This is a genomic window from Miltoncostaea oceani (assembly GCF_018141545.1).
GTDB lineage: Bacteria > Actinomycetota > Thermoleophilia > Miltoncostaeales > Miltoncostaeaceae > Miltoncostaea > Miltoncostaea oceani.
The window spans coordinates 73,230-85,866 of record NZ_CP064357.1 but is presented as its reverse complement, the minus strand read 5'-3'; the positions used below and the strand labels follow the sequence as shown (position 1 = coordinate 85,866).

The window sequence follows — 12,637 nt, the reverse complement described above, 5'->3', positions numbered from 1 at the left end:
GACATTCAGCCGAGAGACCGGCCGCTCAGACCAACCGAAGGCGACTCAGCTCGATCAGGACCGGGTCGGTGTCCCCGTCCTCGCCGCGGACCTTCAGGAGAGCGCCACCGGGCCCGAACGACTCGCGCATGAAGACCCCGCGCGTGCCGGGCGCCAGGGTCGAGCCGGGGAGCGGGTCCGTGATCTCGACGATGGTCCCAGGTGTGAGGGCGCGGATGGGTGAGCTCATGTCGCCGACACTGCCAGCGGAGCAGTGGGCGTTGCTCGAGGCTCGCATCCGAGTCCCGAGCCTCTCAGGCGACGGCCGACCGGTCCTTGAGGGTGGAGATCTCGGCGAGGAGCCTCGAGCCGACGCTGATGCCGACACCCACCACGATCAGCAGGAGCGTCCCCGCGGGCATCTGCGGTAGGGCGGGCACGAGCTCACCGAGGACGCGAGGAGCGATGGAGAGCCCGGCGAGAGCTCCGGCGCCGACATAGACGTTCCGGCTCGCGCTGGCGGCGATCAGCTCGGCCGTCGCGGGCCCGGGGGCGTGGCCCGGGATGAAGGCGCCCGAGCGGGCGAGGGCTGCAGCCACCTGCCAAGGGTCGAAGACGAAGCGGGCGTAGGTGATGCTGAAGAAGCCGACGAGGACCGCGGTGAGGGCGAGGCCACCCCAGCTCGTCGGCGCGATGACATCCAGAGCGGAGGCGTCGAGGCCGAGCATGGGGATGAACGTCGCCGGCGCGCTGAGGACCGCGACCGCGAAGATCACCGGCGTCACCCCCGAGAGGATGAAGCCGATCGGCAGGTAGCTGGCCGACGCCGAGGTCCGGCCGCCGGCCAGCATGACCGGGAGGCGCAGCTGGTGGAGGCTCAGGCCGAGGATCACCAGGATCACGACGCCGACGACGAGGCTGCCGGTGAGGATCGCCGCGGGCCCCGATGAGGACCAGGAGGAGAACTGGCCGGTGAGCATCGGCAGGAGCGAGGCCACGATCAGCAGCGAGGTTCCTTGGCCGATCCCGTTCTGGCTGATGCGGTCGGCGCACCAGACCACCACCACCGCGCCGGCGAACAACGACAGCGTCACGAGCAGGTAATCCGTCGCCTCCGGCCCGCTGAGGTTCGAGGCGAGCGTCGCCGCCTGACCAAGAGCGATGACGCAGGCCAGCAACCGCTTGACGCGGTTGCGCTTGTCGTCAGCGCCCGAGTCGCGCAGTTGGGAGAGATAGGGGATCACCCGCTCGGCCACCTGGTAGGCGATCGCTGACAGGACGAGGGGGCCGACTCCGAGCGCGACGATCGAGACGACACCGGCGGCGGAACCCCCGAAGAGGCCCGCTGCCCTGAGGAGCGCATCGGTGGATGCCGCACTCAACTGATCGTTCACCCCGGGAGCCGGCACGTGGGCGAGCAGACGGTAGGCAAGCAGGAGCGCGAGGGTGATCAGGATCCGGTTGCGGAGGCGGATGCCTTCGGAGATGGGTCGCCTCGCCATGACGGCGACGCTAGCCGCGCCGGCGCCACCCTCGTCGGATCCTCTTCTCGCGCGCGCCCTAGTCCACTAGGGCCTATCCCCCTAGTCCACTAGGGCCTATCCCCCTAGTCCACTATTCCTGTGTCTCAGTGATCTCTCTGACCTAGCTCTTCCTCTCCTCCAAGAAGACCTAGTTAGTCACTCTTTCTTTTGTGGGGTCAAAAATTGCCCCCTCCCCCTGCGGCAGGGGGGTCAAAAATTGCCCCCTCCCCCCAGGAGGCTGATGCGGAGAGGAAATCTCCCCAATCACGAAGACGCGATTGAGAGACTCACACCCGTGACCACTCATCGATCGACCCTCCTCCGCATCGCAGTGTCGCTGGGCGCTCTGATGGCCCTGCCCTCGATGGCCCTCTCCCAGGACGCAGAGCCCACCGCCCCGCTGTCCCTGGTGAACGTCTTCTCCAACGGCGGCTCGGCTCCCGACATCGGCTACCCCGGCATGGTCGAGGCGATCCGCCTGGACCGGGTCAACGTCGTTGCGATCGACCGGGCACGCGAGTGGATCGTGGCCCGCGACGAGGAGGGCAAGCTCGCCTCCGCGCAGATCCCGGATCCTCAGGTCGGCTCGGAGTTCGCGGTGGCCAACGGCGCCGCGCGGACCGGCGACGACAAGCTCCCCACCGTCTACGGCCTCGACGAGTTCCTCACCCAGAACGGAGTCGTCACGGTCACTCCGCCGAGCGCCGGCGACAACGAGAGCGGGCAGTCCAGCGGCCCGACCGGCTGGACCCGGTATCTCATCACCCCGTTGATCTTCGCCGCCATCGGCGCCTTCTTCCTGATCAGCATCGTCCTGATCCGTCGCTTCCGTGGCGGCGGCGGCGGTGGCGGTCGGATGGCCGGGCACGGCAAGATCTCCAAGACCGCCCTCGCCGCGCCTCCCGAGGTGCGTTTCAGCGACGTCGCCGGCTGCGACGAGTGCGTCGAGGAGCTGTCCGAGACCGTCAGCTTCCTCAGCAACCCCGTCAAGTTCACCCGGGTCGGCGCCAAGATGCCCCGCGGGGTCATCCTCCAGGGGCCTCCCGGGACCGGCAAGACCCTCCTCGCCAAGGCAGTCGCCGGCGAGGCCGGGGTGCCGTTCTACGCGATGTCGGGGTCCGACTTCGTCGACACCTACGTCGGCGTCGGCTCCTCACGGGTCCGAGACCTCTTCGCCAAGGCCCGCGAGCACGCCGAGGGCGCCGTCATCTTCATGGACGAGATCGACGCCATCGGGCGGGCCCGCGCCGGCGGCGGCTCGGGCAACCAGGGTGACAGCGAGCGGGAGGGAACGCTCAACGCCCTCCTGGTCGAGCTCGACGGCTTCGGCACCCGCGACCGGATCATCGTGATCGCCGCGACCAACCGGATCGACATCCTGGACAAGGCGCTGACGCGGCCGGGGCGGTTCGACCGCCACGTCAACGTGCCACTCCCCGCCGAGAAGGGCCGCCTCGAGATCCTCGGAGTCCACGCCAAGGGTATGCCGATGGAGGACACGGCCGACCTCGAGAAGATCGCCTCGTACACCGGGGGCTTCTCGGGCGCCGACCTGGCCCAGCTCGTCAACGAGGCCGCGATCATGGCCGCGCGCGATGACCGGGACCGGATCACCCTCGCCGACCTCGAGGAGGGGATGCTGCGCTCGATCGCCGGACCGCGACGTAAGGACCGCGCCCTCGCCGAGGGTGAGATCGAGCGGATCGCCTGGCACGAGGCTGGACACGCCCTCGCTGCTGAGCTCTGCGTCACCCACCCGAAGACCCAGCGGGTCTCGATCAGCGCGCGAGGCGCGACCGCCGGCCTCGCCATGTTCGGCTCGGAGGACTCATCGCTGTTCTCCCCCCAGCAGCTCCACGAGAAGATGGTCGTCGCCATGGCCGGACGCGCCGCCGAGCAGTTGCGCTTCTCGAACATCTCGAGCGGCGCCGCCAACGACCTCGAGCAGGTCAACACGATGGCGCGCACGGCGATCGAACGCTTCGGCTTCTCCGAGCTGGTCGGTCAGCTGATCACCGGGATGGCGAATGGCCCCTACAGCACCGCCGATACCACCCGTCAGCAGATCGATGTCGAAGTGGCCCGGATGGCCGAGCACGCATACCTCGACGCCTACGCACTCCTGCAGGCCCACTCGGGTGCGCTCGACGCCCTCGCCGTCGCGCTCCTCGCGGGCGAGCAGCTCGGGCGGGCGGAGCTCGACGAGCTGATGGCTGACCTGCCCGCAACGGCGCTCGAGCGCAGCCCGCGGTGGCGTCAGTCGGCCGAGCAGCCGGCGCCTGTCGAGGTCGTGCCGATCGCCGCGGACGTGCCAGCGCCGCGCGCCGTCTCGGAGGCTGAGAGCAGCCTGTCCGCTCCGGCCCCCTCTCGAGCCCGTGAGGGCCGGACGGCCTCTCGCGCCGACCTCAGAGACGCAGCCCGTGTGCTCATGGGCAGTCTCTGGTCGATGCGCCCTCGCGCCGGCAAGCGCGCGAGACGTGCCCGACTCAGGCGCCGACCGAATCGCATCGGCGCCTGAGAAGAGCGACCGGGGTGCCTACTTGAGGGCGCCCCGGGCGTTGGCCAGCTTGCCCTCGAGCTCGGTGACCTGAGCTCGCAGAGCCACGTTCTCCTCGGCGACGCGCGTGATCGACTCGATCGCCGCTCGCAACGAGGCCGGGGTTCCAGCGCCACCGCCGCGTGATGCGGAGGAGGCCCGGGACTTGCGCGCAGGGCCGCGGCTGGAAGCGGCCTTGCGTCCGGCCGGGGACCGACGGGCAGGCGCTGCGCTTGACGTGGCGGGCTCGGCCGGGGCGGCCTTCGCGGCGGCGGGTGCCTTCCGGCTGCCCGTGCTCCGCTTCGGCGCGCTCGGGTCCGATCGCTGCGCGCGGTAGAAGTTGGCGGAGACAGCGGCGACGTTCATACCGCTCTCCTCCTGGATCTTCGCGAAGATCTGAGGCCGACTCATCTCGGGGCTCTCGGCCTCGATCTCCTTCACCCGCTTGTAGACCTCATCAGCTTTGGACAAGCAATGTTCCCTTCCACGCCCGATGACCAGAAGTGACCGTACTGCGCACTCATGTTGCTGCGCGCGCTTGCGGATGTCAATGGGGACATGCCACCGGACCGCCGCGCTGACGGGTCAATTCTCAAACATCCGACGGTCGGATGAGAACTGCGCGGGCGCAAGTGACAGTGCCGCACATACCTCATCCGGGGACACTCCTACAAGTGCCGGGCCACCCTAGTGGTGACCCGGCACCAAGGCCCCTAGGCCGCGGCGACCTCGGCCTGCGCCGAGACCAGCCGCTGCCAGGCGGCCTCCTCTGCACGAGCGTGATCGGAGTCGGACGAGAAGAGGCTCCGGCCCCGCGAGACGGCCAGGTAGTCGCTGGTCGCGCGCTCGAGCTGCTCTTCGGGGCTGGTCAGGAGGTCGGTGGACATGCGGGTTTCCCTTGGGTCGGATTGATGCAGACGCCACGAACGTAGGCCCTTTTTCGCGCTTCGCCTGACTCGTCGGAACTCCCCACTCGAAGAGTCCGCACCCCGCCCCAGAACGCCCCTAGCGTCACGGGAGATGAGTCGCGAACGATCACCGGAACCCGATTGCCAGGGCGATCGCCGCGCCCTTGAGGAGATGCTCAGATCGCCCGCGGCAGGCCGGCTCATCCGGGAGGCCCGTGACTCACAGGTGCTCATCAGGTTGCTGCCGGAGCTCGCCCCTTGCCTGGGCTACCGGCAGCGCACGATCCACCACTGCCTGACACTGGACGAACACATGTTCCGTGTCCTCGACCGGGCCGTCGCCCAGCGCGCTTCGATGCGCGTCCGCTTCGCCGCGCTGCTGCACGACATCGGCAAGCCAGGTGCCGCCTACCTGGGGACTGACGGCTACTACCACTACGGCGGCTCGCCTGACGGTGCGATCCCGAGCCACGAAGTCGTCGGTGCCGAGATCGCCGGCGCGGTCCTCCAGCGCCTCGGGGTGGGAGCGCGAGAGGCCGAGGAGATCCGAACGCTCATCCGCTGGCACATGCCGCGCGAGCGTTCGGAGGCCGAAGTGTTCAGCCTGCTGAAGCGTCTCGGGCCACTCGGCCCTGATCTCTGCCTGCTGCGCCGTTGCGATGCCTGGGGCAAGGGCATCGACCCGTCCCCCTCATCACTGAGTCGTCTCGGACTGCTGGAAGCTCTCACCGAGCGCCCGCTCGCCCTACCGGCCGCGACCTGAATGAGACCTGACCGGTAGCGGGGGGATAAACCGACAGACCCACACGCGCACACCGGCACTTCATCGTGCGTGCGGAGGGATCTCACCAGGCGGCGGGTGGCTCTTCTCGCCTGCTTGGCCGTCGGTTCGCTAGCTGGGGCCGGCGCTGCCACAGCGACTGAGATCCCTGGGTCGGTCGAGGATCGACTTGAGCGTCCGGACGCGGAGACCGAGGTCATCGTGGTCTTCACCCGCCAGGCCGCTGACCTACCCGCCTACGACTCCCAGGCCTACCAGCGGCGCGCGCAGACACTCTCCCAGCAGGACAGCGGGTGGCTCGATGCCCAGGGGGTCGGCCCGGTGGAGGACTACTGGGTCATGAACTCAGCCCGGGTCCGGGTCAGCGCGGAGGAGTTGGAGCGGCTCGCGTCCAGCGGACGGGTCGAGAGCATCGTCGATGACCGGGCCGCGGTCCGGGCAACCGCCCTGCAGCCGGCGCAGACCGCCCCGCCCACCTCGTGGGCGCTCCAGAGGATCGGGAGCCTCGGGGCGCCGGCCTCCGCGCCCCTCGGCCAGGGCATCACCGTCGGCGTGATCGACACGGGGATCGCACCTGGGCATCCGGCGCTCGCCGGCAAGATCGCCGGCTGGAGGGACACGGTCGGAGGGAACCCGACACCCCACGACGTGCACGGACACGGGACCGCCGTCGCGTCCTTCATCGTCGGTGGCAGCTCCGGGTCCTGGTCGCGTCTCGGGGTCGCCCCCGAGGCGCGCCTGCTCGTTGCCAAGGGCCTCGACGACGCGGGAGCCGGGAACGCTGGCCCTCTCCTGGCTGCCGCTCAGTGGATGGCCGATCCGGACGGGAACCCGGCGACGGCCGACCAGCCGGTCGCGGTGAACAACTCCTGGGCGAGCTCGGTCCCGAACCAGCCCTGGCTCCAGACGATGATCCGGGCCTGGCGTTCGCTCGGGATCATCCCCGTCTTCGCAGCGGGGAACGAGGGGCCGGCCGAGGCCACCATCAGCAGCCCCGCCGACTACCCGGAGTCGTTCACGGTGGGCTCCGTCGATGAGGACGACCGGGTCTCCTCGTTCTCATCACGTGGCCCGGTCATCTGGGCTCCCCCCGGGGAGGTGCCCGTTGCGCTCTCCAAGCCGGAGATCCTCGCCCCCGGTGGCCTCGTCCCAGGCGCGAGTGCCAAGGGCGGCGTTGCGTTCTGGAGTGGGACCTCCGTGTCTGCTCCGCTCGTCGCCGGCGCTTTTGCGATCATCGCCCAGCAGACGCCCGGGGCCACTGTCGACCAGCGGATCGCCATCCTTCGCTCCGCGGCGAGGATCGGCCAGGACGGCCTGCCGCGTCTCACGGTGCCGCTGGCAAGCATGACCCCGGCACCGCCGGCGACCCCCGCCCCGCCGACCTTCATCGCGCCGGGGAAGGGATTCAAGAAGTTCCACCGCACCGCTGTCGTGCGGATCCCCGTCTCGCTGGGATCCTTCCCCGCCTACACCGTCTACGTGAACGGACAGCTCCGGGGTCTGCCGCGCACGAGCGCGACGGCCTCCGTGGCGCTACGCCCGGGGCGCCATCGGATCGAGCTGAGGTCAGTGGACGTCGCAGGCGCCGAAGTCAGCCAGACCACCCGCCGCTTCGTTGTCATCGATCGGACAAAGCCGAACGGTCGGGTCATCTCGAAGGCGACGGGCGCCCGGGTCGTCCTCACACTGCGCGCCACTGACAAGGGCGGCGCGGGGATCGACCGGGCGTCGGTGCGCTGGACCGCGAAGGGGCTCACGAAGACCCAGCGCACCGGCCGGCTGCGGATCACGCTGAGCGACAGCTCGAGCCCCCGCCCGGTGAAGGTCAGCTTCCGCGACCGGGCCGGCAACTTGCGGGTACTTGCTGGCCGCCTTGTGGACGGCCGCCTGATCATCCGCCGCTAGCCGGGCAAGATGGCCACAGGGAGAAACGCTGAGCCGGTTGACCGCTCGACCTAGCGTGGGTCGATGCGTTCCTGTCTCACCTCCATCCTCGGCACGGGACTCTGCGTCCTCGCCATCACCTCCACCGCCACGGCGGCAGCGCCCGGCAACCTCGCCGCGCTCACCGACCAGGGCCGGGTGCTCGGCGCGACCCTCACCGCCGGCGGTGACCGCCCCTTCCCAGAGGCAGCGCGACTCCGCGCGCTCACGGGGCTCGGCATCTCACCGAACGCCTACCGCTGCCCACCGCGCCTCGGAGGGACCACCTTCTTCCGCATGCCGGCGGGGCTCGGCCTGGCGCTCCTCTCCCGCGGCCCACGCCATGTCTCGGTGGTGTCGCTCGGGCGCGACGGGTCGATCCTCTCTGCGACGCGGCTGCCGTGCCGAGCGTCGGCGCGGCGTTAGTCCTTCTCCTCGAGGCGAGAGGCGCGCCGGGGTCGGCCATGCAGCTCGCCGGTTCCGTCCGATAGTCGGACTGTGTACGACCCCCACATCGACCTGATCGAGAGCCTCGCCCTGCCGATCTCCGACGGCGCGGAGGTCGAGCTCCTCCACCCGCTCGAGGAGCTCGCGGATCTGATCGCCGATGAGCCTCGGTGCACCGTGGCGATCTCCGACGTCCACGGCTGGCACGAGCTGCTCGAGGGGGTCCTCTTCCGTCTAGGGATGATCGACGAGAACTCCGAGCGGATCCCCTCGAGCCGGACCACCACCCTGATCCAGGTGGGAGACGGCATCGACGGGCGGCACTTCGCCACCGACCTCCACACGCTGAGGTTGATCCTGCGTGTGTTCGACCGCTACCTGGTCGGCAACCACGAGCTCGCCTACCTGCGCGGCGGCATCCGATTCGACGGTCAGCGCCAGTTCCACGATCTCAGCCTCCATCTGGAGAAGGCCGGCCGGGAGGGACGCCTCGGAGTGGCCCACGCCGAGGCCGATGTCCTGTTCACCCACGCAGGCGTCGACCCGCGACTGCTCTCGCTCACGCGCGCCTCGAGCGCGGCCGCCAGGCTGGAACGGCTCTGGGCCCGGTGGCTCTCGACGCGCTTACGCCAACCCCGCCCGCTCATGGGCACCGAGGGCCTGCGGGGAGGAGGAGACCCCTACGGCGGGGTCCTCTGGCAGGGCTGGCGCTCGCTCCTCGACGCACCGAGGACCCGCTACCGCCAGGTGGTCGGCCACTCACCCCGCGGGGCCGTGGAGCGAGACCCCAAGGGGCGCCTCTACTGCTTCGACACCGGCGGCTGGAGGCTCGGGGTGGCCGTCTGCTGGCCGGACGGGCGCCTCGTCTTCGGCAGTGATGTCATCCCCGAGGGGCAGGAAGCCGCGAGCGTGATCTCCAGCACCTGAGCCGCCAGGGTCTCGGGCCTGGGAATCATGGCGCGGTGATGAGGGACCAGCTGGCCGCGCCGTTCATCGAGTCGCCTTCCCGTTCGATGAGCTGGGGGTGGGCGGGGGCACCTCACTGGCCGACTCCGCACTGAGGCGGAGGGCGAGGGAGGTGAGGTCATCGGCGATACGCCAAAGGACCTCCCGGAGCTGCGGGTCGGCAATGGCTGCGATGGCCTCCGGGAGCCCCAGCGAACCTTCTTCCCGGATCGCAGATGCTGCCTGTGAGACCCGCGCCTCGAACTGCCCCGGCGTCAGATCCAGGACCGGGGCGAGGAGCTGCAGCTCAGCCACGGATCGGATGCCGCGTTCGCCTCGCTCGATGCGGGCGATCGTCTTCGGCGACCAGCCGGAGAGGCTCCTTCCCCCGTCAGCCAGCGACCAGCCGAGCAGACCCGCAAGATCCTCCCGACTCAGTCCGAGTTCGCGGGCCCGCCTCATCCAGACCGTGGTCCCAAGAGCCTTCGATGGCTCCAGATAGTCCGACAAACCCTCTCTCCTCAACTCGCTGTCCGGGAGCTGACCTCGACGCAGGAGCCACTGCTCCCCCGACTACTACTGCTGGGGAGGGTCAGTTCTTCCCGGGCGCCCGAAATTGGGCATCAGTGGCCATCGCCGGAGGAGACGCGGTCGCTATCCGTCGCACTCGGCAAGACCCTCGGGAATCGAGAACCTGAGGATGACGCGCCAGCTGCCCGGGCCCGGCGGGGCCAGGTTCATCTTCCGGACGGTCATGAACGCGCGCTCGGGGTCATCTGCGAAGATCGGCCTCGCGGCGCAGGGATCCTGCTCAGGCCAGTAGGTGTCGGAGTAGTAGTCGACGACGAAGTTCGGCTGAAGCGCGGTCTGACGCAGCGGGGCCGGCAGCTGATCCGCGGCTGTTCCCACCCGGAAGTCCCCACGCTCTGTGCTCACGATCCAGGGGGACGATCCGCTTGGCGTGGGCGAGAAGAGCTGAACCTCTACGACCCAACCGGCGTCCGAGCCGCAAATGGGGGCCTGGCCCAAGTCGTTGAACTTCGCCCTGATCCCGTGGCGCTGCCAGGTCAACACGGTTCCACGCCCCGCTCCTGGATTATTGAAGCGTTCGCAGGAGTCAGGCGGGCCGAACCGCGCCCGGAAGAGTGGCGCTGCCTGGTACGGCGGCCCCTCCACCGCGCCCTTGAGCTGGAGGCCGGCGAGGTTCACGGACTGGCTCCCGTAGGCCAGGGAGACACGGGCGACCAGATCCGGATCAGGAGCCGGAGGAGGCGTCGGCTGGCCCAGTGCCGGAAGGCGGTTCGCTGCGGCCCGGCCGATCGCCGCCCAGCGGTAGTCGAAGTGGGCCTTGGCTTTCAGCGCGGCCCCGAACCAAGCTGTCTGCACAGCGTTCTTGTGGTCGCAGACTCGATCGCCGGCAGCGCAGTACTGGTAGATCCGCTGCCGGAGCCCGCCGGTGTTGCGGTAGGGGCTCTGGGCCACGCGCTTCGCCGACACCCTGAAGTGGATGATGCCCCTAGCGGTCAGCCGGCCGCCCAAGTCCTTCGGGTGGCGCAGGCCCGAGTCCGAGTTCCGCGCGGCTGTCGGATCGGCGATGAGATCCACGGAGCGGATCGCGTTCACGACCTTGACACCGAGCTTCGGCATGGCCGCGCGCAGCTGGATGTTCCCCTGAGAAAAGCCGCCGATCAGGATCGGGCGGTTAGGGCATCGGCGGCTGGCCTGGCCGAGCAGCCGGATCTGAGCGGGCGGGACAGTCTTCGCATCTCGCAAGTACCTAGAAACCGGCTCGCCCGCGGCCACGCCAATGTGGAGGGGCAACGGATTCGCGTGGTAGATCCACTGGAGGTGGCGCACCCGGTAGCCGCGCGCGATCGCCTGCTTGCGCGCTGCGACCAACCACTCAAGAGTGTGGTCGCGGCCGTCTTCGAAGACATCGCCGTATCGGGCGCCTGATCCTCGGACGGTCAGCAGGACCACAGCGTTATCCGCGCACGCTTGGGGATCGTTCTTGTCGGCCAGCCACTGGGTGGACGGCTTCGAGATCTTCCCGCCCGGGGCGTTTCCCGCCGCCGCCGGCGCTCCAAGGCCGCGATCGGCGCCGAGGATGAGCAGGGCGAGGGCAACCCCCATCAGCCATAAGGGCCACCTCCGCCATGTCAGCTGCGATCGAGCGGGATCGGTTGCGGCGGGTCGAAGGGGCACGCGGCTCCCATGCCTCGTCAGGAACGTCGGCCGCGGGTCTAGGCCAGCGCGGCTTGGCGCAAGCTATCCGGCCCCCCGGCGTCAAGGCACTGGACGGACGACCAGTCGCCCTCTAGGAGGTGCGAGGAACCCACCTTTCATCCCTCGGGGCCTTGTCTCGGTGGCGGGGCGGTCGCGGCGCCACCCCCGTCTTATGTTGCTCTCATGTTCACCACGCCCCTGGCCAAGAGTGAGCGGCTCCACGGAGCGCCACCCAGCGGCGGATCAGCGCCGTGATGACCTTCATCTCGACCACGGCCTTCACCGGGTTGGGGGCACTCGCCGCCGCCGTGGTGATCCAGTCAGTGCTCCGATCCGCCGGCGGGCTCTACGGGGTCTACTTCGGCGTCACCGTCGTGGCGTTCGTGGCGCCGATCCTCGCCCTGCTCGGGCTCCACACCCCAGTGGACATCCCGCTCGGCCTGACACTGATCGCGGCGCTGGCCGGAGCGATGATCCTCGCGCTCTTGCTGGTCCAGCCGCTCTATCTGCTGGCCCACTCGATCCCGCCGGTCAGACGGCGGCTCGACCGGCGCATGGAGGCCAAGGGCTTCCGCCGCCACCCATCCGGCGGGTGGATCCGAGAAGCGCCCCGCCGCTAGGGAGGGTCGCTCGGGCCTGCCCGACGGTCAGTGCTCAGCGAATGCGGACGGGAGTGCCGGGGCGGGCGAGGCGCGCCAGCTTCAGGACCTCGTTGTTGTGGACCCGGATGCATCCGTTCGACGCGCGGGTCCCGAGCAGGCCGGGCGAGCTCGTGCCGTGAACGGCGACGCGACCATCGCCCCCGGCGAACTCGTTCAGGGTCGGTGAGTAGGCCGTGAGGGGAAGGACGACGGGCCCGAGTGCGCCGTCCGGGGTACGGAGCCTGATGAGCTCCGCGATCGCGAAGCGCCCGAGCGGGGTCGGGGTGCCGGCCTTACCGACCGCGACCTTCGTCGTGAGGACCCGCCGGCCCGAGCGGAAGAGGGTGAGGGTGCGAGACCCGGTTGAGATCTCGATGCGAGTGGTCACCTTGCGCAGGGAGAGCACGTCAGCGGGGACCCAGCCGCGGCGGCCACTCGGGCGGATCGGAAGGAGGACCTCGACCCAGTCGCGGCCGTCCTTGCCGACGGTGGAGCGGGTGATGCTGAGCACCGCCTCGCCGCCGGCCAGAGGAGCGGTCGGAGAGACCCGGGTGATCTTCTTCGCGCCGGGGTCCGGAGCGGTCCGCGCGTCGATCGGCGCGATCACTCGGCCGGCCCACGCGAGGCTGTCCGTCGGTGCCGTCGCCGGCGTCGCCGCGTCTGCCGCTGAGGGAGCGACCATGCCGGCCAGGCAGGCCGCCCCGAGGGCTGTCATCCGCGCAGCTCGA

At 69.8% G+C, this 12,637-nt stretch carries 13 protein-coding genes; 6 read left to right on the top strand and 7 right to left on the bottom strand.

The features are described 5' to 3' along the window. Nucleotides 1-25 precede the first annotated feature (25 nt). A complete protein-coding gene (locus IU369_RS19120; protein WP_217924830.1) occupies nt 26-229 on the bottom strand; it encodes a hypothetical protein in 204 nt (67 codons plus the stop codon). Nucleotides 230-293: 64 nt separating this feature from the next. After that, nucleotides 294-1,481, bottom strand: a complete 1,188-nt coding sequence (locus IU369_RS19115; RefSeq protein ID WP_217924829.1) for a preprotein translocase subunit SecY — start codon at nt 1,479-1,481, stop codon at nt 294-296. 316 nt (nt 1,482-1,797) lie between these two features. Between IU369_RS19115 and IU369_RS19110 the strand changes: the two genes are divergently transcribed. After that, nucleotides 1,798-4,020, top strand: a complete 2,223-nt coding sequence (locus IU369_RS19110) for an AAA family ATPase (RefSeq protein ID WP_217924828.1) — start codon at nt 1,798-1,800, stop codon at nt 4,018-4,020. An 18-nt stretch (nt 4,021-4,038) separates the two neighbouring features. Here IU369_RS19110 and IU369_RS19105 read toward each other — a convergent pair whose 3' ends face one another. Together IU369_RS19105 and IU369_RS19100 are read right to left on the bottom strand one after the other, a co-directional pair. Further along, nucleotides 4,039-4,479: a hypothetical protein gene (locus IU369_RS19105; RefSeq protein WP_217924827.1), complete on the bottom strand. Its 441-nt coding sequence runs from the start codon at nt 4,477-4,479 to the stop codon at nt 4,039-4,041. Between the two features lie 272 nt (nt 4,480-4,751). Further along, complete coding sequence (locus IU369_RS19100) at nt 4,752-4,925, bottom strand: hypothetical protein (RefSeq protein ID WP_217924826.1); 174 nt, start codon at nt 4,923-4,925, stop codon at nt 4,752-4,754. Nucleotides 4,926-5,058: 133 nt separating this feature from the next. Here IU369_RS19100 and IU369_RS19095 point away from each other — a divergent pair, with 133 nt between their 5' ends. From IU369_RS19095 to IU369_RS19080, 4 genes are all read left to right on the top strand, one after another. After that, the gene (locus tag IU369_RS19095; protein ID WP_217924825.1) at nt 5,059-5,709 is read left to right on the top strand and encodes an HD domain-containing protein; all 651 of its coding nucleotides are present in this window, start codon (nt 5,059-5,061) and stop codon (nt 5,707-5,709) included. A 219-nt stretch (nt 5,710-5,928) separates the two neighbouring features. Further along, on the top strand, nt 5,929-7,632 hold the full coding sequence (locus tag IU369_RS19090) for a S8 family serine peptidase (protein ID WP_217924824.1): 1,704 nt from the start codon (nt 5,929-5,931) through the stop codon (nt 7,630-7,632). Between the two features lie 63 nt (nt 7,633-7,695). Next, nucleotides 7,696-8,076, top strand: coding sequence for a hypothetical protein (locus IU369_RS19085; RefSeq protein ID WP_217924823.1), 381 nt, complete (start codon nt 7,696-7,698; stop codon nt 8,074-8,076). A 72-nt stretch (nt 8,077-8,148) separates the two neighbouring features. Further along, nucleotides 8,149-9,024: a metallophosphoesterase family protein gene (locus tag IU369_RS19080; RefSeq protein ID WP_217924822.1), complete on the top strand. Its 876-nt coding sequence runs from the start codon at nt 8,149-8,151 to the stop codon at nt 9,022-9,024. 63 nt (nt 9,025-9,087) lie between these two features. Here the strand turns inward: IU369_RS19080 and IU369_RS19075 are convergent, their stop codons facing one another. Together IU369_RS19075 and IU369_RS19070 are read right to left on the bottom strand one after the other, a co-directional pair. After that, entirely contained in the window at nt 9,088-9,552 is a 465-nt protein-coding gene (locus tag IU369_RS19075) for a helix-turn-helix domain-containing protein (RefSeq protein ID WP_217924821.1), read from the bottom strand. Nucleotides 9,553-9,696: 144 nt separating this feature from the next. After that, on the bottom strand, nt 9,697-11,175 hold the full coding sequence (locus IU369_RS19070; RefSeq protein WP_217924820.1) for a cutinase family protein: 1,479 nt from the start codon (nt 11,173-11,175) through the stop codon (nt 9,697-9,699). A 347-nt stretch (nt 11,176-11,522) separates the two neighbouring features. Between IU369_RS19070 and IU369_RS19065 the strand changes: the two genes are divergently transcribed. Next, nucleotides 11,523-11,888 carry a hypothetical protein gene (locus IU369_RS19065; protein ID WP_217924819.1) on the top strand — a complete coding sequence of 122 codons (366 nt, stop codon included), beginning with the start codon at nt 11,523-11,525 and terminating at the stop codon, nt 11,886-11,888. A gap of 34 nt (nt 11,889-11,922) precedes the next feature. On the opposite strand, the gene IU369_RS19060 is transcribed toward IU369_RS19065, so the two are convergent. Next, nucleotides 11,923-12,624: a L,D-transpeptidase family protein gene (locus IU369_RS19060; protein ID WP_217924818.1), complete on the bottom strand. Its 702-nt coding sequence runs from the start codon at nt 12,622-12,624 to the stop codon at nt 11,923-11,925. Nucleotides 12,625-12,637 lie beyond the last annotated feature (13 nt).